20 protein-coding genes are annotated in these 17,292 nt (G+C 43.4%); 6 read left to right on the top strand and 14 right to left on the bottom strand.

Annotation, left to right across the window (positions count from 1 at the left end; translation table 11 throughout):
* Nucleotides 1–16 precede the first annotated feature (16 nt).
* The 3 genes from F0145_RS23485 to F0145_RS23475 all read left to right on the top strand — a co-directional run bounded on the left by F0145_RS23485 (nucleotide 17) and on the right by F0145_RS23475 (nucleotide 2,734).
* Nucleotides 17–1,048 (top strand): universal stress protein, encoded by a 1,032-nt coding sequence (locus F0145_RS23485; RefSeq protein WP_150092623.1) that lies wholly within the window; start codon nucleotides 17–19, stop codon nucleotides 1,046–1,048.
* A gap of 80 nt (nucleotides 1,049–1,128) precedes the next feature.
* Complete coding sequence (locus F0145_RS23480; protein WP_150092620.1) at nucleotides 1,129–1,662, top strand: hypothetical protein; 534 nt, start codon at nucleotides 1,129–1,131, stop codon at nucleotides 1,660–1,662.
* 61 nt (nucleotides 1,663–1,723) lie between these two features.
* Nucleotides 1,724–2,734, top strand: a complete 1,011-nt coding sequence (locus F0145_RS23475; RefSeq protein ID WP_223816220.1) for a zinc-dependent alcohol dehydrogenase family protein — start codon at nucleotides 1,724–1,726, stop codon at nucleotides 2,732–2,734.
* Between the two features lie 312 nt (nucleotides 2,735–3,046).
* Here F0145_RS23475 and F0145_RS26735 read toward each other — a convergent pair whose 3' ends face one another.
* The 5 genes from F0145_RS26735 to F0145_RS26340 form a co-directional block, all read right to left on the bottom strand.
* Nucleotides 3,047–3,409, bottom strand: coding sequence for a hypothetical protein (locus F0145_RS26735; protein ID WP_223816219.1), 363 nt, complete (start codon nucleotides 3,407–3,409; stop codon nucleotides 3,047–3,049).
* On the bottom strand, nucleotides 3,361–4,035 hold the full coding sequence (locus F0145_RS26730) for a hypothetical protein (RefSeq protein WP_223816218.1): 675 nt from the start codon (nucleotides 4,033–4,035) through the stop codon (nucleotides 3,361–3,363). The genes F0145_RS26735 and F0145_RS26730 overlap by 49 nt, the downstream gene beginning before the upstream one ends.
* Before the next feature lie 283 nt (nucleotides 4,036–4,318).
* Nucleotides 4,319–4,768, bottom strand: coding sequence for a pyridoxamine 5'-phosphate oxidase family protein (locus F0145_RS23465; RefSeq protein WP_150092618.1), 450 nt, complete (start codon nucleotides 4,766–4,768; stop codon nucleotides 4,319–4,321).
* Nucleotides 4,769–4,860: 92 nt separating this feature from the next.
* Complete coding sequence (locus F0145_RS23460; RefSeq protein ID WP_150092616.1) at nucleotides 4,861–5,271, bottom strand: spore germination protein GerW family protein; 411 nt, start codon at nucleotides 5,269–5,271, stop codon at nucleotides 4,861–4,863.
* A 78-nt stretch (nucleotides 5,272–5,349) separates the two neighbouring features.
* A complete protein-coding gene (locus F0145_RS26340; RefSeq protein WP_190277619.1) occupies nucleotides 5,350–5,487 on the bottom strand; it encodes a hypothetical protein in 138 nt (45 codons plus the stop codon).
* A 50-nt stretch (nucleotides 5,488–5,537) separates the two neighbouring features.
* Between F0145_RS26340 and F0145_RS27065 the strand changes: the two genes are divergently transcribed.
* Complete coding sequence (locus F0145_RS27065) at nucleotides 5,538–5,720, top strand: putative dsRNA-binding protein (RefSeq protein ID WP_394349606.1); 183 nt, start codon at nucleotides 5,538–5,540, stop codon at nucleotides 5,718–5,720.
* A 393-nt stretch (nucleotides 5,721–6,113) separates the two neighbouring features.
* Here the strand turns inward: F0145_RS27065 and F0145_RS23450 are convergent, their stop codons facing one another.
* The 9 genes from F0145_RS23450 to F0145_RS23415 form a co-directional block, all read right to left on the bottom strand.
* Complete coding sequence (locus F0145_RS23450) at nucleotides 6,114–6,791, bottom strand: ABC transporter ATP-binding protein (RefSeq protein ID WP_150092612.1); 678 nt, start codon at nucleotides 6,789–6,791, stop codon at nucleotides 6,114–6,116.
* A 1-nt stretch (nucleotide 6,792) separates the two neighbouring features.
* Nucleotides 6,793–8,052 carry an FtsX-like permease family protein gene (locus F0145_RS23445; protein WP_150092610.1) on the bottom strand — a complete coding sequence of 420 codons (1,260 nt, stop codon included), beginning with the start codon at nucleotides 8,050–8,052 and terminating at the stop codon, nucleotides 6,793–6,795.
* 1 nt (nucleotide 8,053) lies between these two features.
* The gene (locus F0145_RS23440) at nucleotides 8,054–9,142 is read right to left on the bottom strand and encodes an efflux RND transporter periplasmic adaptor subunit (protein ID WP_150092608.1); all 1,089 of its coding nucleotides are present in this window, start codon (nucleotides 9,140–9,142) and stop codon (nucleotides 8,054–8,056) included.
* Between the two features lie 227 nt (nucleotides 9,143–9,369).
* A complete protein-coding gene (locus F0145_RS26725; protein WP_223816217.1) occupies nucleotides 9,370–9,864 on the bottom strand; it encodes a hypothetical protein in 495 nt (164 codons plus the stop codon).
* Entirely contained in the window at nucleotides 9,800–10,189 is a 390-nt protein-coding gene (locus F0145_RS26720) for a hypothetical protein (RefSeq protein ID WP_223816216.1), read from the bottom strand. The genes F0145_RS26725 and F0145_RS26720 overlap by 65 nt, the downstream gene beginning before the upstream one ends.
* Nucleotides 10,190–10,368: 179 nt before the next feature.
* Nucleotides 10,369–11,250, bottom strand: coding sequence for a universal stress protein (locus tag F0145_RS23430; protein ID WP_150092604.1), 882 nt, complete (start codon nucleotides 11,248–11,250; stop codon nucleotides 10,369–10,371).
* A 77-nt stretch (nucleotides 11,251–11,327) separates the two neighbouring features.
* On the bottom strand, nucleotides 11,328–13,784 hold the full coding sequence (gene ppsA / locus F0145_RS23425) for a phosphoenolpyruvate synthase (protein ID WP_150092602.1): 2,457 nt from the start codon (nucleotides 13,782–13,784) through the stop codon (nucleotides 11,328–11,330).
* A 131-nt stretch (nucleotides 13,785–13,915) separates the two neighbouring features.
* On the bottom strand, nucleotides 13,916–14,764 hold the full coding sequence (locus F0145_RS23420) for a universal stress protein (RefSeq protein WP_150092600.1): 849 nt from the start codon (nucleotides 14,762–14,764) through the stop codon (nucleotides 13,916–13,918).
* 420 nt (nucleotides 14,765–15,184) lie between these two features.
* Complete coding sequence (locus F0145_RS23415) at nucleotides 15,185–15,808, bottom strand: DUF6992 family protein (RefSeq protein ID WP_150092599.1); 624 nt, start codon at nucleotides 15,806–15,808, stop codon at nucleotides 15,185–15,187.
* A 297-nt stretch (nucleotides 15,809–16,105) separates the two neighbouring features.
* Here F0145_RS23415 and F0145_RS26910 point away from each other — a divergent pair, with 297 nt between their 5' ends.
* Both F0145_RS26910 and F0145_RS23405 read left to right on the top strand, forming a co-directional pair.
* Complete coding sequence (locus F0145_RS26910) at nucleotides 16,106–16,282, top strand: universal stress protein (RefSeq protein ID WP_150092597.1); 177 nt, start codon at nucleotides 16,106–16,108, stop codon at nucleotides 16,280–16,282.
* A complete protein-coding gene (locus F0145_RS23405) occupies nucleotides 16,276–16,989 on the top strand; it encodes a universal stress protein (RefSeq protein ID WP_190277618.1) in 714 nt (237 codons plus the stop codon). The genes F0145_RS26910 and F0145_RS23405 overlap by 7 nt, the downstream gene beginning before the upstream one ends.
* Nucleotides 16,990–17,292: the final 303 nt, after the last annotated feature.

Raw genomic sequence — 17,292 nt, 5'->3', positions numbered from 1 at the left:
AGTTAAGCCATCTGTCATGAAAACTATACTAGTTGCCACCGATTATTCGAAAGAAGCCAGAAAGGCCTTTGTGTATGCTTTGGAAATGGCCAGCTTAACAAAGGCTAATATTTTATTGCTGCACGCCTTTCATAAGCCCCTTAAGTTAAACGATGCTGTTCGGTTTGAAGATGCGGTAAAGGAGCTGGAAAAAGAGGAAAATACCATTCTCCGGGAGTATGCCACCGAAGTAAAAACCGAAGTTTGTAAAAATTTTAGCCTACAGTTTAACTGTAAAGCCAATAACGACCCAGCAAATTCCCAACCTCCCGGAGTAAGCCAAGAAACTGGCCAATTTACCGCTTCGGGAACCCAGTTTCATACCGTCCAGGAAGACAAAAGAGTGGCGGAAATAGCAGTTATTAAAATTAATTGTATTTCTAAATTAGGTTGGGCGGCCGATGAAATAATTACGGCTGCCAAAAATCATAAAGCCGATTTGGTGGTAATGGGCACCCGCGGAGCAGGGGCAATAAGGCAGGCGTTTTTAGGCAGCACCGTTGGTGCCGTTATTCAATCCGGAAAAGTACCCGTGTTGGCTTTGCCACAAAATACTATCTTTAAAGAAATCAAATCCATTGTTTTTGCCTGCGACTTATCTAAAATTCCTGATATAACTAATTTAAACACGCTCCGGGGATGGGTGAAAAGTTTTGAGGCTAATTTGACAATATTGCATATATACCAAGAACCTGAACGGAAAAAAGAAGAAGAGAAAACCTTAACGGCCTTGGCCATTCTGGATAAAGCGTTTTTTGACCTTAATTATAAAGTTTATTTCCAGCAGCAACCAGACATTGCGGAAGGAATTCAGGCTTTTACCGAGTCTCATCCAAATGATTTACTCGTGCTAGCTCCTAACCAGCATACATTTTTAGAAAAACTATTACAAAAAACCGTCACCGGCAAAATAACCGCTAATCCTTTTTTACCCTTTCTTACCCTACCTGGTCCGACAAAATCTAACCGCCTAAGAGTTGAGAAAAAGCTGCTGAATGAGCAGCAATAACCCTCACCGAAGATAAAAGTAGATTTCTGCCGGAGTAATTATTGCCTGAAAATTAGATTAACCTAAAATTTTCTCATGTTATGAAAGGGTTAGAAAACCAAACTTACCTCATAGCTTACCTCATTTCGAATGCGGTAGCCATTTTGATGCTCATTTCGGCCTGGAGGTGGCCTCGGGTTGGCCGTTTAATGTTTCTGATGTTATTTGCCTGGGCTTGCTGGATAAACTGGAAAACGGTACTGTCAGCGCCCGAGGTGTATCTGGATTATGCCGATTTAACCCTAAGTGACCTTTATAAGAAATTTATTACCGGCTGGTTTAGCGAACATATACAACTGGTTGTCGGGTTTATTGCCACCTGCCAAGGGTTAATTGCGGTTTCGATGCTGCTGCGCGGCAAAGTGTATACCATTGGGTTAATTGGGGGAATAATTTTTTTGTACGCCATTATTCCTTTTGGCGTAGGGTCAGCTTTTCCGGCTACTTTAATTATGGCCTTGGCCATGGTGGTTTTATCAAGAGGCAATCCCGATTATTTATGGCTCCGAAACATACCGTATAAGCACCCGAATTATAGAATTCTAAACCAAAAGCACCACCCGGTAATACATTAAAAAGGTAGTGTGTTATGCCTCCTTATTTACTATAAGGGTGGGCTTTTAAAAGTTTACACCCATGAAACTCCCAACCCAAATGCGGGCCATGGTTTTGGAAAAGCTGGGGCAGTCGCTGGTTGAAAAAGTAATTCCCATGCCGGTTCCGAACTCTTGCCAGGTTTTAATAAAAATTACAGCCTGCGGGGTTTGCCGAACTGATCTGCACATATTGGATGGAGAGCTTACGCCGCCTAAGTTACCGCTTATACTTGGGCACGAAATTATAGGAACGGTAGTAGCGCGAGGAACTGAAGTAAAGGAAATTAAGGAAGGCGAAACGGTAGGTGTTCCGTGGTTAGGTTACACCTGTGGGCAATGCAAGTATTGCCTGCATAATCAGGAAAATCTTTGTGAGTTTGCTGGTTTTACGGGTTATACGCTGGATGGGGGCTATGCGGAATACACCGTTGCCAACGAGCGGTATTGTTTTCCGTTGGCGGCGGCAACCGGTCCTGCCGCCGCCCCTCTCTTATGCGCTGGCTTAATAGGTTATCGTTCCTATAAAATGGCAGGACCACATCTGGCTACTTTAGGAATTTATGGTTTTGGCGCTGCTGCGCATATTCTGATTCAATTAGCTATTTCCCAAAACATAAAAGTTTTTGCTTTTACGAGGCCAGGCGATAAAGCGTCGCAACAATTTGCTTTAAAACTAGGAGCGACTTGGGCGGGGGACTCAATGGAACTGCCGCCGGAGAAGCTGGATGCAGCTATCTTATTTGCCCCGGCAGGCCCATTGGTACCTTTAGCCCTAAAGGCATTAGACAAAGGCGGTAAAGTGGTTTGCGGAGGTATTCACATGAGCGATATTCCTACTTTTCCTTATCACCTGCTATGGGAAGAAAGAATTTTACGTTCCGTTGCCAACCTGACGCGCCAGGATGGTTTGGAGTTTCTGGAATTAGCTCCCCAAGTTCCCATAAAAACAGAAACACAGCTTTTTCCCTTGGCAAAAGCTAACGAAGCTTTAGAGGCATTACGCCAAGGTAAGGTAAATGGCGCGGCTGTATTGTTAGTAGATTTTCCCTAACAATTAATGCTATTCAATTTAAATCTGGGGCTCTTTTAACAGGTAATAGAAACGTGCATTATGGTAATTAATGCAGCCAATAGGAAGATGATTCTTCAAAGGGGGTTTCTAGTTCATGGTTTACAATAAAATAAAATTTATAGTTTTAATAAAGGTTAAAATCGTATGGAAAGTATAGTAATTGCCTTATTCTTACTAGTTTATGGGATAGGCTACCTCTATTATTACATTTATGTAAAGAAATAGCCGCTGGAGTATTCCTGATTTAAATGTTGAGAGATTTCTGAACTTGCTTTCAAACCATCTCACCGGTCAGCGCATGCGGGCATCCCGCTCGGCCAGTTGCCGAATGTGTTTTAGCTGGGCACCCGACATTATTCCGTGGATTGGCGGATAAATTACATTACCCATCAGCCATTCGGCCCATTTAGGTGAAGCCTCCGCCCGGGTCCTGGTAATGAGGTGGGTAGCATCGGTGCCAATAGGCTCCAGCACAAAAGCCCAGGTCATTTTAAAAGGTCCGCCCATCCGTTGGGTTTCACCGCCTATCACGAATAAATTTTTCTCTACCAGCGCCAGTACCTCAAAAAAGTTATTATGGGCTGGAGTGGCCGAAATTTTTTCGCCTAGGTTCCTTTTTTCCCAGCCAGGCACCAGGTGGTCAATGCTGGGCACGCCATTGTTGTCGAGCCAGTCGATGCTATACCAACCGGCCCGGTCGCAGCCCATTTGCATGAGGTAAGCCCAGACCAGCTCGGGGGAGCTTCTACATTAAGGTGGTGGGTAAGGCCATAGTGGGCGTGAGGCAGTAGTTCATCACCCGGCAATATTCTTTCATCATCATCGGGCAGCAGGAGCTTACCAAGGGTGGCTACCAAATGATGCATACTTGATTCACGGATCAGGCGTGAGCCAATGCCAATGATTAGGTAATAATTATTTAGTTTATGCCAGCTATCTTCATCGGTAGCGGTGGTGCGGAGTTCCAGGCAAATCGTACTACCTTCTAAATAAGGTTCTACCGAAAGGGCCCAGGCCAATTTGCCATAACCCGGTGTGCTGAAGGTTTTGAAATCGGCGGGATTGATATGGGCAAAAGGAATATTTAAATGCAAGAACTGGCCAACCGATGCCACTACCACCTCCCAGCCCGGCGTTTCGTGCACCAGCATAAACCCTTTACCGCTGTCAGCTATCTGGTCTACGCCCAATCTGCGGTCTTTCTCAGGTGGCTGCTCCCACAACTGGTTGGGCAAGGTTCTAATATTAAATAATAAGCGCACCCAGGGAATAGAGGCCATATCGAAGTGGCGGACGGTTTCCTAGGCCACTTCGGGTGTAGCTTTCACAAAAATCCGGTGCACTTCGGTATGACTCGGGTTGGGCAGGTGCTGTTGGATGGCTCTCATTTAAACTTGGTGTTTTCAGTAAACCGGTTTTTAAACCGTTGAAATCGGGAGAAAATCACCCTGAAAGGGTTTTATTCCCAAACAAATTATGGCGGATTGGCTTTATGTCCGCCGGGAAACTATCTCCCGGTTTGAACCAAGCCAAAATATTACCAGCTTCTCCTGGCCCTAAATACTATCTTTTTTCGTAACGACCGGTTTTGTGGTTTATCAGGATGCGGTAAGAAACCCTAACTAGACGGGAAGCGGTAATGGAATGATGAATGTCGGGGCTGGCAGCCGGAAGTATGAATTCACTTGATAGTAGCGGCGTAATGCGGCTTTTTATTATTTCCAGGGCTTGCTGATTTTCCTGGCCACTTAGTTCTTCGTACTCGCCCTGCAAAATCACGCTTTGCCAATTAGCCAAATTCTGGATTATATCCACCTCGAAGCAAACGTGCGGATTTTTCCGCATCATATTTACTTTCAGGCCCTCTTTGGTGTGGCCGTAAATATAGGGGTCTTCGTACACATAGGTTATGGGTACAATATACACCTGGCCACCAGCGCAGCAACCCAACCGGCCTACTGCCTGGCTGCGCAGTACATAATCTATTTGGGTCTGATTTAATTCTCCAAGCATGGCATTAAGAGTTTAATGGACTTATTTAAAAACCACTAATGGTACCGGCTGCCTTTACATAATCTTTCATATAACACCGATAATTGTATACTTTACAAAGCCGGGTATTGATGCTTCCGCCGGTTCCGTTTGCTGATCAAACCTACCATTAACCCCAAAACACCGCCAATCACCAGGTAGCGGGAAATATCAAACCGGACAAAGCGGGTGTATTCGGGCGTAATTTCCAGTAACCCCAGTGGTTTGGCCAAAAGTCCGCCGCCCATACCGCCACCTTGGCCTTTGGCTTTGTTGGTTTCAGGTTCCGGTGTATCGGCATTTTCCTGGCCTTTGATACCGCCACCGCCAAAGCCGCCGCCAAAACCAAAGGATACCTTGGCTACCGGGATAATGGTTTTGCCCTGGGTTTCTTTGGGGTCGCCGTAAACTTTTTTGATGGTGGAGTTCTGCGAAAAGGTTTCGGTAAGGGAAGAAATAAGTTGTTTAATCTGAGTAGTTTCCATGGATGTAAAAGTTTAGATTCAATAATTTTTTAACAGGCAACCAGAACCCGCTCCCATTCGTGGCACGGGCGCTTATTTCTACCTCATTTCTACCTCACCGTTGGCTAGTATCACGTCATCCAGTACGTCTTGCGCTATTTTAATTTTGCCGGCGGCGGCCCGCAAGTCATCCTTAATGTTGCCGGTAATATTTAAATTGTCGTCACCCAGGAGCACATCACCACTAACCGAGTCTTCAGGGTAACAGTGCCGCCGGCAGCTGCCAAATCCCCATTAATGCGGGCATTTACCAGGATGGCACCCCTACTTACATACAAATCTTCGTTAACGGGGCGGTTAATCGTTTTTTTACCTCCGGCCTGGAAATCTCCGGAAAAAACTGGAGAAGTGGTAAAGGAAAGAATAAGCAGCAGGCTGAAAAATTTAAAAAATGGTTTCATGGTATTTAACCTAAAAAGTTCTATTTCTTGTTTTTCTCTGCAGTTAAAAGCTACCTGTTTAGGGGCGTAACCAAATTAAAGTTTTAATGGCTGGTTTACAGATTGAGAAAACATCTAAAATAAATAAGCTGCGATGCCTGACTGATAAAAAATATTTTTACTAAGAAAAAATATAAAAATTTAAAAATCAATGATATATATCAGGATCGTAAAGGTTATTGGTCACAACCGGGAGCAGAATATTGGATATTTATATAAAAAAATAAAATAGCTTGATTAAAAAAGGGGGGGAGTTGAAGCTCGAATGTTGTCCGGCTTTATTAAGAATTTCACCTGTCAAATTTTACGGGGTAGCAACTTCAAATAACTAATCTTAAGAAACATGCCGAGATCTGGATTTTGTCAGCTTAAAATTTTGCCGTCTTCCATCTGGATAGTTCGGTTGGTGCGCAGGGCAAAATCAGTGTCGTGGGTTACTATCAGAAGCGATTGCTTTTTATCCTGACAAAGCTCCCGGAAGATGGCGAATACCAGGTCGGAATTTTTTTTATCCAGGTTGCCGGTTGGTTCGTCGCCCATAATTACTAGTGGGTCATTAATCATGGCACGGGCAATCGCCACCCGTTGCTTTTGGCCGCCACTCAGTTGGTGGGGCATTTTCAGAGCCTGGTCGGCTACGTCTAATCTTTTTAAATGGTTCAAGGCCCGGCTTTCTAACTCCGGCCGGCTGTGTTTAGCGAGTTTAAGGCCCGGCAGCATTACATTTTTAAGTACATTAAATTCTTCGATAAGGTAATGAAACTGGAAAACAAAGCCTATTTTCTCGTTCCGAATCCGGGCCAGATCGTTGGCTGTTTTCTGGTGCAAGGCTTCGCCATGCAGGTAAAGTTCGCCTTCGTAATCGGTGTCCATGGTCGATAAAATATAAAGGAGCGTTGATTTTCCGCAGCCTGATTTACCCGCTACCGATACAAATTCGCCGTGCTCAATTTTAAAAGAAATATCCGAGAGCACCCGGAATTTCACTGGGTCGTAGAAATATTTATTTATAGAAACGGCCTCCAGTACAATATTGTCCATTTTATTTACCTCGGATAATAACCACCGGATCGACTTTGCTGGCTTTTCGGGCCGGGAAAAAACCGGCTATATAAGTCGTAATAAGCGCAAAGGAAATGCCGATAAAGTAATACAAAGGATTGAAATTTACCGGGTAGGTTTGGATGGTTGGCAAAGATTCGATTTGAAATGGAATATGGTTGATAATAACCGATAGAACGTAGCCCAGCCCCAGACCTAAAATTCCACCGGCGATGCCAATAATCAACGAGAGCGAAATGAAAATAAACCGGACATCGCGGCCCGAAAAACCAGTGGCTTTTAGAATGGCAATGGCATCCATTTTCTCGTAAATCAGCATATTCAGAATATTATAAATACCAAATCCGGCCACAATGAGCAAAGTAACGCCCACGGCGTACGAAATGATAGACCGAATATTGCTGCCAGTTTCAAATTGGGTATTGGCCTTTTGCAGATCCATGGCTTCCAGCCGGAATAACTTGGCATATTCAAGGCCAATTGCGGGCGCTTGGGTAATGTCTTTTAGTTTAACCTGGATATCGGTAATATAAGCCGGTGGTTTGCCCTGGATTTTCTGGGCAGTGGACAAAGCTGTATAACTTTGAATATTATCTATCTCGGCAATGCCAAACTGTACAATGCCCACCACTTTGAGTAAAGCCTGCTGCCCCATGCCAGTTGATACCTGAATTATATCGCCGGGTTCTACCAGCATTTTATCCGCAATACCTTTCCCGATAATAATACTGTTGGCTACCGTGGTCAGGTCATTCAGGTTGCCCGTAATAACATAATCGCTCAGCCGGAAAAGGTTTTCTTCGGCGGCTGGAACAATGCCATCCATTACGCCGCCTAACTCGATGGTACCGGTGGTATAAAAAACCTGGGTAACCAGTTTGGGAGCCACATCTACTACCTGCGGGTCGGCCTGAATGGCCCGCATAATTAGCTGGCTGTTGCGTATTTCCCGGCCGCGGTCGCGAGGTTTGATGGAACGAATAAAATTCTGGTGGCGCCGGTATTTCTTCGAAAGGTCGACCGGCTGCACCGGGCTGGGTTTTATTTCCTGGTAAAGCCGGATGTGGGGAATGCGGTTCAGAATCAGCCCGTCGAGCAGTTTGTTCAGGCCGGTCATAAAGCTAACCAAAGCGATAAACATAGCAATACCAAAGGTTACCCCGGCCGCCGCTACCACCGTCTGGCCGAGGCGAGCCCTTAATAAACTCAGGGCTATTTTCAGACTCAGACTAGCAGGCATCTTACTGAGGTTTATAAATATATTGGGTAGTGTCCAGGCCATCCAGTATTTCTACTTTCCGGTAATCGCGCAGCCCGGTTTTTACAGGCTGTTTGCGGTCTTTGGCTATATAAACGTGGTTATCATCTACCACGTAATTTTTCGGGATCAGCAGAGCTTTGTTTTTTGTCCGGATAATAATATTGGCTTCTACGGTCAGGTTCGGGAATAAATCCGGCGGCGGGTTAATAAAACTGGCTTCGGCCCTAAAAGTACGCGATCTTTCGTCCATGATGGGGTATATTTTCTCGATGCGACCATCGAAGGCCTGGCCCGGGTGGCTGCTTAAAGTCACCACCAGCGGCTGACCTACTTTTACGCGGGCAATATCGTCCTCATCAATTTGCAGCTCTAGCAAAAAACTGTTGTTACGGCCAATAATTGCTAATTGGGTTTGCGGCGTTACCAGTTCGCCTTCTTCCTGGAGTACATCGTAAATTTTGCCGTTCAGGCTGCTCCGGATCATGTAATCGTCTTCTAGGCGGCGGCTAATGTCGTAATTAATGCGGGCCCGCTGCAACTCGTTTCGGATTTGGGTTTGGTGTAAAGCCAGGTTAGTGAGGGCGGCCTGGTAATTGCTCCTGGAACTTGTATAGGTTAGCTGGCGCAGTTCGTACTCTTGCCGGGTGCCTATTTTTTGTTCCCATAATCGTTGCTGCCGGCGATACATAATCGAATCCAGCTCATATTTGGCACGGGCCGTGTTTACGTTCAGTTCGGCTTCGCGCAGTCGGCCAAACGTGTTGCGGCTGTTTTGCTGGCTTAGTTCCAACGCCAGTCGGGCACTTTGGGCATTCAGGCCGGCGGTGCGGTCATCCAGCAGAAACAAGGGCGTTCCAACCTTAACTGTATCGCCGGCCTTCACCATTACTCTTTGCACAATGCCGCTCACTACCGGAAATACACTATACTGATCAGTGGCTTTAACATTTCCTGTTGCATAAACCGATTCCGTTAACGGACTGATAACCGGTTTGGTCCGTTCCCAACCATCCGAGCACCCCCCCAAAACCAGAGCGATAACGACAAAAATACAGGCAAACCGCTTCATAGAGGTCAACACTTATGGTTTAATAATATAACCATAACATTTAATTTTATCGCTGTTAAACCTAAATATTTATAATTAAACGTTTGAGCGGCCATGGCTATTTAGAAATGCCGATTTAAAACTTTAATCAGTGGGGTTGTGGATTGGGCAGGTAATATTACTAAAGGGCAAAACCAAGAAAAAAGGGTGAGGGTTGCCATTTATATTAAATTTAATTTAGAAGTTGTTTAGAGTTTTAGTTTGTTAATTTTTCGGATGAACAGTAGGGTAAAAGCTAATAGCTGGAGGTTGAACCAGTGCAGGGCTTTAGTTTCAAAGCGTACGAGTAGAGCTTTAAAGCTGTCTAACCAGGCATTGGCCCTTTCAATAGTGTTCCTTCTTTTAAAAAGCTGTTCATCAAAATAAACATAATCATCCGGTGGGTTTCCATTCCTGGGATTAAAAGCAATATTGGCCTCTATTTTCATTTCAGCGCACAAGCTTCTAAATTCAGCTGAATCAAAGCCGGCGTCGGCATTTAAAAATAAGCCTTCTGTTTCAACGCCTTCTTCTTTTAACAAATTACAAAGTTGTTTAAACACCGCCTCTATTTCATATAAATCAATGGGCACCTGATACGGGCGGGCTGCATGCCAGCATCTGCCCCTTATTATCAGTCTAAAACAGGCAGTTGCAACTGTTAGCGACTTTCCTGGTTTGATAACCAATGCTTTCCCCGCCATTCTTGCAGATAGTCTGGCTACCATCTAGTTGCACGCTGGACAATTCTATTAGCCGGCGCTGGCTTTTAAGAAGCTCCACCCAGGCCTTGGTCAGGCTGCCTTCACAGGGCCATTTGCGAAAATGGTGGTAAACCCCTTGCCAGCAAATATTCCCATTCAACAATTCTTTTTGAAGGTAGTTCCCGCCACTGACAGCCTGTTTTAAACGAGAGATAATGGCGGCTAGCAGGTGGGCCGTTTCTACTTTTAATTTACTCCCTCTTTTACTAATACTTAAATGAGGTACTATATACCGCTTTACGCCATCTTCGCTTATTACTGCCATTGAAGTAGGGATTAGGTAAATTTGTCTTTGTAAACTCTTTTAAACCTCTATTTCTTTGGTGGTTATCTAAACTCCAAACAGCTTCTTAGGTAACAGGTTACAACAGCATCCTTTATTTAAATATCAAAACTGATTCAAGTAGTCAGGGTATTTCATTACCCATGTATTTTATATAATAATTATTTTACTAAAGGATTCTGAGCTTGAGTTACTGGTTTAAAAACAGATTGCCAGTAAGTTCTTTCGGGTAAAGCTAGTAAGGGCAACTGCACCTGGTAAAATAAACTTTTTGATATACTTTTGTGGAATATATCCTCAAGAAAACTCCGGGCATGAATAGAAACAGCCAAAACATCCGGATGCGTTTCCGCTACAAATTCATTTATTCCGGTGAGTACATCACCTTCCTGAATTTGAGCAATGCTGTACTTTTTATCTGCATACTGTAGTTTTATTTCCCGGAGAACGTGGTTATCCGAAAAGATATTGAGGTGGCGTTCCGGGATAATATTGATAATAGCTACTTCGGCCTGTAAGGGTTCGGCAAAGGCAAATAGTTGTTGCAGGAAAATAGATTCTTCCGATTCGAAATCAGAGGCATAAGCTATTTGGTTAATGCCAGTAAACTGGGCTTTATCCGGAACGGCTAACACCGGACAGTTGGCTATTTTAATGAAATCAGCCGTATTGGTGCCAACCAGTTTATAGAGAACATTAGAGGCACCTTTGGTTCCCATTACGACTAAATCAATATTATAATTTTTTATCAGGATATTAAGGTTGGTTAATAAATCACCAAACCGACATTGAGCTTTAATTTTAATATTTCCAGAGAATTGTTTAGCTAAGGTGTCTGCTTGCTGGGTTAATTCCTGATGGTATTCCTCGGCCAATTGAGCGACCGGGGTTACTATCATGGCACCATCAAGAGGAGTTACGGGCAGTTCAATAAAATGAACCATTATTAGTTCTCCACCTATTTGGTTTATTAATCCGGCTGCGTAGTTGAGGGCATTGGTGGCATTCTTTGAAAAATCGGTGGGTACGAGAATCGTTTTCATGACAATTTCAAATTAAAGAGTAGGTAAATAATTTGGAGGCATAAGGAGACACTAGGAACAGCAGGTAATGAGAGAATTTACTCGTCCACAAATTCACTGGCTAAGTGTACTTGTCTTAATCTTTCTTCTGTTTGTTTTTTTTGCTGCAATGCCACTGCTGCTTCCGCGGCCAGCATATTCTTAATGCCTTTCAGCAAGGCGTCCGGGTTAAAGGAGATGCTGTTAATGCCTTGCTCTACTAAAAACTGCGCAAACTCCGGAAAATCGCTGGGAGCCTGTCCGCACAATCCTATTTTGGTGTTGGTTCTTTTGGCGGTTTGAATGATTTGCTGCATCATGGCTTTTACTGCATCGTCCTGCTCATCAAATAAATCACTCACGATAGAAGAGTCGCGGTCGATGCCCAGGGTTAATTGAGTTAAGTCGTTGGAGCCAATGGAGAAACCATCAAATATTTGGGCAAATTCTTCAGCCAGAATTACGTTGCTGGGTATTTCGGCCATAACATAAACTTCCAGCCCGTTTTCTCCTCGTTTCAGGCCAAAGCTTTCCATAATGGCTAAAACTTTTTTGCCTTCGGCTATGGTGCGGCAAAACGGAATCATCAGTTTAATATTGGTTAAACCCATATCGTCGCGGACCATTTTCATGGCTTTACACTCCAGCCCAAAACCTTCACTGTAACGCGGGTTATAATAACGCGATGCCCCACGAAAGCCCAACATGGGATTTTCTTCTTTTGGTTCAAAGGCTTTGCCGCCGATTAAATTGGCGTACTCGTTGGTTTTAAAATCGCTCATGCGCACAATCACGTCTTTGGGGTAAAAGGCCGCCCCAATAGTGGCTACTGCTTGGGCCAGCTTTTCTACAAAATAATCTTCTTTGTTCTGGTGGTGGTAAGTGAGTATATCTATTTGGGCTTTTACCGCTTCGTCCTGCAACTCGTGGTATTTTATTAGAGCCATCGGATGTATCTGAATGCTGTTGTTGATGATAAATTCCAGGCGCATTAAACCAACACCATCGTTAGGATATGCCGCCAGTTGAAAAGCTTTTTCCGGATCGCCCAGTATAAACATGGCTTGGGTAGTAGGTTGGCGCAAATCGGTAAAATCGAGTTCCTGCACTTCCCAGGCTAATTTACCCGCGTATACCAATCCATTCTGCCCATCGGCGCACGAAATGGTTAATTCTTGCCCATTTTGAATAACCTGGGTGGCATTGCCGGTGCCCACCACGGCCAGGGCGCCTAACTCCCGGGCCACAATAGCCGCATGGCTGGTGCGCCCGCCTTTATTGGTAATAATAGCTGATACTTTTTTCAGGATAGGGTCCCAGTCCGGATTAGTAATATCTGTTACTAATATTTCGCCGGGCTGCAGTAAGTCGGCTTCCGCCGGCGAATTTAATAGCCGGGCCACGCCGCTTACAATGCGTTCACCAATACCTTTGCCGCTCACCAGCAGTTCACCGGCTTCTTTTAAGCTGTAGCTGTGCATTTTGTAAGATTTCTGTTCCTGGCTGTGCACGGTTTCAGGTCGGGCCTGCACAATAAATATTTGGTTGGTTTCGCCATCTTTGGCCCACTCAATATCCATGGGCCGGCCATAGTGTTCTTCTATTTGCACGGCCCACTGAGCTAGGTTAGTTATTTCGTCATTGGTTAAAACAAACTGTTCCTGCTTTTCCGGTGGTGTAAGAATATTTACAACGGGCTGCTCGGAATTAGGCTGGGCGGCATACACCATGGTTTGGGCCTTGGTACCCATTTTTTTGTTAATTATGGCTTGTTTGTCTTGCTGCAACGTGGGTTTGAACACATAAAACTCATCCGGATTAACCGCCCCCTGCACTACATTTTCGCCTAAACCCCAGCTACCGGTAATTAGTACCACGTTGGTAAAGCCCGATTCCGGGTCGAGGGTAAAGCAAACACCCGAACTGGCCAAATCCGAACGTACCATTTTTTGTATTCCCACCGATAAATATACTTTCAGGTGGTCGAAGCTGTGGTCCTGCCGGTATTTAATGGCCCGGTCGGTAAATAATGAAGCATAGCATTTCTGAACTGCACGCAATAATTCTTCTTCGCCCGCAACATTTAAATAAGACTCGTGCTGACCGGCAAAGCTGGCGTTGGGCAAGTCTTCGGCAGTAGCACTGCTCCGGACCGCTACCTGAATAGGGGTCGCGTATTGCGCACAAAGGTTCTGGTAAGCATCTTTAATAGCCAGCACCAAGGTAGGGGGCAAACGGCTTTCCCAGATTATCTTTCGGATTTGGCTGCCTACCTGGTGCAGGTTGCTAAAGGTTTGGGTATCGAGTTGCGTTAACTGGCTTTTTATTTCTGCCAGAATCTGGTTTTCTGCTAAAAAGTCCTGGAATGCTTCAGCCGTGGTGGCAAAGCCGTCTGGCACTCGTATTTGGCTGTTAGTTAAAGTCTGGTACATTTCGCCCAGCGAGGCATTTTTACCGCCTACCAGTGGCAAGTGTTTTAAATTAACTTGGGAGAAAGGGAGAATATATGTTTTCATGGCAAATAAAGTTATGGAAGGAGGACAGATAAAAGAGGGGAGGTGTGAATTGTATCTAAATCAACCTATAAGATGGAATATTTTCTAGAGAGAAATATTAGAATATAGGTCAGAATTAATCTGGCAGCAGTTTATTGGCGGTAATGAATTACCAGCAGCGGTAAATAAGTGTGGTAAGCCATTTCCTGAGTGTAATCCTGAGTAAACAGGTGTTGCCAAAAAGTGCGCGGATGGTAGCCCATCACCAGCATATCGGCATGGTGCAGGCGGCAAAACTGGCTAATGCCTTCTTCTATATGCGCATTAGGTTCGGCGTAAAAGGTAGCATTCTGATAGGGAAATTGTTTGTGCAGGCGGTCTAGTTCTGCTTGGGCAAATTCCTCATTAGCAGTACCTGCTTCTGGTATTATATGCAGAAACAAAATATCTGCCTCAAACAAGCTGGCCAAATTAATGACAGAGTGCACATCCAGAAAGGGTTCTCCTTTTAAATCGGTGGCAAAAACAATTTTACGTAATGGTTTAAAAGTAGCTTTGGGGGGGATAATCAAGACCGGACAAGTTGCATTTTTAATGATTTCGGCCGCTACTGAACCCACAAATATCTCTTTTAAGCTATCAGCACCTTCATTTCCGATTACTACTAAATCTGCGTTTAATTCCTGTATTATCTGCGGAATGGTATCTTTCGTTAAACCATAGTGCAGCTTGGTTTCGTACTGCACCGGCATACACCAATCGGTACTTTCTAACGTGCTCTTTAGCGCTTCCAGTTTCCTCTTCTGGGCATCTTCGTAAGCTAAATCTTTACCTGAACGGGTGTAAGGACCACTGCCGTAGGAAACAACTTCTGCGGCTGGGGCAAAAACAGAATGAAAGAGAACCAAACGGGCATCCATATATTGGGCCATTTCGTTCGCGTAGAGGACCGCATTCTCGGCTCCGGCAGAAAAATCGGTGGGGCATAAGATTGTTTTCATGGCGATTGTATATTAAAGTGGAGAGAAGGATTTGAAACAAATGTTCAAAAATTATTCAACTTTAATAATGATAAACATCATGAGGTAAATTGATGTTTATCAACATGTTAAGTGGTATGGGGATAGTTCTCTTTGATTTATGGTTTGTTTTTGTTTACTGTTAAAAACTTTTTTTAAGCAGTCCTTTAGGATATTTTATTTTATATTTAATATTCACCTTTCATTAAAAACGGTATTTTAAGCGGAAGCCTATTTAAAGCGGAGGTCCAGGAACTTACCAAGAAGCATTTCAGAAACGCACCATACTTCATATTTAAAAACAGAATGCAGTTCTTTACCAAACTTCTTAAAGTATTTGATACTGGAAAAAAAGGAAAGAAAGCAGCCTAATATTTAACCAGGCTTGTAAACTAAACCCACCTAACGCCCTTCTACTAACTGCTGCTGCCATAAGGGATATACCTTTTTGCGATTTTTTAGATGAAGTTGGTAAAAGAACGTGTCTTGCACTAGTAAAAAAGCTCCTTGTAGAATAACGGATGTTCCGAATCCCTTACACAACACGGGATAGGAGATACCTAGGGAGTGCCCAAGCAGCTGTAAAGCAAAGCCACTGGCAATAAAAGCTAAATCCAAGCCAATGCTGAACAGTATCATTTTTTCAGCGTGCCGCTGGTGATACATTTGTTGCAGGAGTGTCTGGGGTTGGTTAAATACCTCATTGTGGTGGGAATAAAGGAACCAGGCGACTCCCAAATTTACCACCCCCCAACTACTGTTCATGGCAGAAAAATAAGAAAGTTGGTCCTCCGCCGCAATTAACATCAGTATTCCCCCGGTTATAATGTTCAACCCGGCCCAAATGGCCAGCACGGTGGCATGGCCGGTTTTCAGTTGTTTCATCCGCCTATCAAAATTCAAAGAAGCTTCCGGCTGGGCTTTGTTGGAGTAGGATAGGCCTAGTAAAATAATAGCCTGTAGTAATGGGCAGGCCTGTAGCAAGAGGGGCTTGAGGTTAGAGGTACAGAAAAAAAATATTGTCATTTTTCAGGAATAAAGCACTTGTTTTTCTTCCATTCTATTCATTAGTGAAAGCTAATGCCTAATTGGTGATTTAACGAGAAAAGAAAACATGGCTAATTTTAAACAGGCTAAGTTGAAAAAAATGGGGGTTAATTTCTTTTAATAAAGGGAATGATGATTAGTATCACTCAACTTACTAACTAAAATCATTACAAATAGGTTATAGCCTTTGTAATTTCAGGTGTTGACAGAATACTAACCTGTTTGAAAACAACTGCTACCTTGATTTAAAAATATGAACTATAACTTTCTAATACCATGAAAACGATTCTTGTTCCCACTGATTTTTCTACTAATGCTGCTAATGCCATCAATTATGCTGCTGGAATAGCCGTAGCTACAAATAGTAAACTGATTCTAATGCACGCCATAGAGCCAGATGTAGTAGAGTTTCCTGGTATCCTTTCATTCGCAGAACCGATAATAGATTGGTAGCATACTACCAAGACAAGCTCCAAAATCTGGCTAAATACATCCGTTTACAGTTCGATAGTAATTTAGAGGTGGAAACCATATGTGTTCCAGGTCCTTTCCCAAACCCTTTAAACGATTTGGTTTGTAGCAAGCAAGTAGACTTAGTTGTAATGGGCACAAAAGGTGCGCATAATTGGCTCGATAAAATTTTTGGTACCAATACCGCTAGCTTTATTAAACAAGCAGCTTGCCCAGTTCTGGCAATTCCGTCAGGTGTACAGCTTAAATTTATTAAGACTATAGCTTATGCCTCTAATTTTGAAAGCCAAGAAACAATGTACTTGAAACAGCTTGTGAAATTTGCTGAACCGCTTGGCTCTTCAATAGCCATCTTTAATATTAAAAGCGAAAATCAACTTGATCTGGTAAGCGACCAGCAAATTTTGCGTAAAATAAAGAGAGATTTTCCAGAGAATAACTTTAGCTTTTCGCAAATAAAAGAAAATGATATAATTGCCGGAATAGAAACTTTTGTGCGGGAAAACCAAATTGATATCTTGGCATTATCTGTTTATGAACCAGATATGCTGGAAAGAATTTTCCACAATAGCGTATCGGAACAATTGGTTTATCGCAGCCAGATACCGTTACTCGCCTTATCTTCAAAACCTTATTCTGTAAAGAAAACTACCAATAGCAAGCAGCAGAAATCACAGGAAGCTCACTAGTAAACCATCTGGATTAATTAGACTCTGTATGTAACTAGATTTGAAAAGGTCAGTAATCATGCCGCCAGGACTAATTCCTATTGTAATTTAATAGAAGTAATCAGACGTAATTACTAGCGGTAATTAATGAAAAAACAAACAAAGGAACCTATTTAACATAACAAAAATTATAAGACAAATGGTAAACTCCTGAAATAGCTTTACACTTTAAGTATAAAGTTATGAATAATAGGAATTTAAAAGAAACTGTAAAAAGGAATTATCCGTCTGCAAAGAAAAGAAAAATTGTCGAAGAACTTCGTT

Source organism: Adhaeribacter rhizoryzae, from assembly GCF_008629685.1.
GTDB classification, from domain to species: domain Bacteria; phylum Bacteroidota; class Bacteroidia; order Cytophagales; family Hymenobacteraceae; genus Adhaeribacter; species Adhaeribacter rhizoryzae.
Note: the sequence above shows the minus strand (reverse complement) of the source record. Positions and strands in the feature narration are given on the sequence as shown.

What these genes read in the sequence shown, in the direction of transcription:
- F0145_RS23480 (WP_150092620.1), top strand. Translation starts at nt 1,129, where the DNA reads ATGAAAGGGTTAGAAAACCAAACTTACCTCATAGCTTACCTCATTTCG.
- F0145_RS23460 (WP_150092616.1), bottom strand. Translation starts at nt 5,271, where the DNA reads ATGGAAACTACTCAGATTAAACAACTTATTTCTTCCCTTACCGAAACC.
- F0145_RS26725 (WP_223816217.1), bottom strand. Translation starts at nt 9,864, where the DNA reads ATGGCGGGGAAAGCATTGGTTATCAAACCAGGAAAGTCGCTAACAGTT.
- ppsA (WP_150092602.1), bottom strand. Translation starts at nt 13,784, where the DNA reads ATGAAAACATATATTCTCCCTTTCTCCCAAGTTAATTTAAAACACTTG.
- F0145_RS23475 (WP_223816220.1), top strand. Translation starts at nt 1,724, where the DNA reads ATGAAACTCCCAACCCAAATGCGGGCCATGGTTTTGGAAAAGCTGGGG.
- F0145_RS23485 (WP_150092623.1), top strand. Translation starts at nt 17, where the DNA reads ATGAAAACTATACTAGTTGCCACCGATTATTCGAAAGAAGCCAGAAAG.
- F0145_RS26720 (WP_223816216.1), bottom strand. Translation starts at nt 10,189, where the DNA reads ATGGCAGTAATAAGCGAAGATGGCGTAAAGCGGTATATAGTACCTCAT.
- F0145_RS26910 (WP_150092597.1), top strand. Translation starts at nt 16,106, where the DNA reads ATGAAAACGATTCTTGTTCCCACTGATTTTTCTACTAATGCTGCTAAT.
- F0145_RS23450 (WP_150092612.1), bottom strand. Translation starts at nt 6,791, where the DNA reads ATGGACAATATTGTACTGGAGGCCGTTTCTATAAATAAATATTTCTAC.
- F0145_RS26730 (WP_223816218.1), bottom strand. Translation starts at nt 4,035, where the DNA reads ATGGCCTCTATTCCCTGGGTGCGCTTATTATTTAATATTAGAACCTTG.
- F0145_RS23445 (WP_150092610.1), bottom strand. Translation starts at nt 8,052, where the DNA reads ATGCCTGCTAGTCTGAGTCTGAAAATAGCCCTGAGTTTATTAAGGGCT.
- F0145_RS23440 (WP_150092608.1), bottom strand. Translation starts at nt 9,142, where the DNA reads ATGAAGCGGTTTGCCTGTATTTTTGTCGTTATCGCTCTGGTTTTGGGG.
- F0145_RS23465 (WP_150092618.1), bottom strand. Translation starts at nt 4,768, where the DNA reads ATGCTTGGAGAATTAAATCAGACCCAAATAGATTATGTACTGCGCAGC.
- F0145_RS23420 (WP_150092600.1), bottom strand. Translation starts at nt 14,764, where the DNA reads ATGAAAACAATCTTATGCCCCACCGATTTTTCTGCCGGAGCCGAGAAT.
- F0145_RS23415 (WP_150092599.1), bottom strand. Translation starts at nt 15,808, where the DNA reads ATGACAATATTTTTTTTCTGTACCTCTAACCTCAAGCCCCTCTTGCTA.
- F0145_RS23430 (WP_150092604.1), bottom strand. Translation starts at nt 11,250, where the DNA reads ATGAAAACGATTCTCGTACCCACCGATTTTTCAAAGAATGCCACCAAT.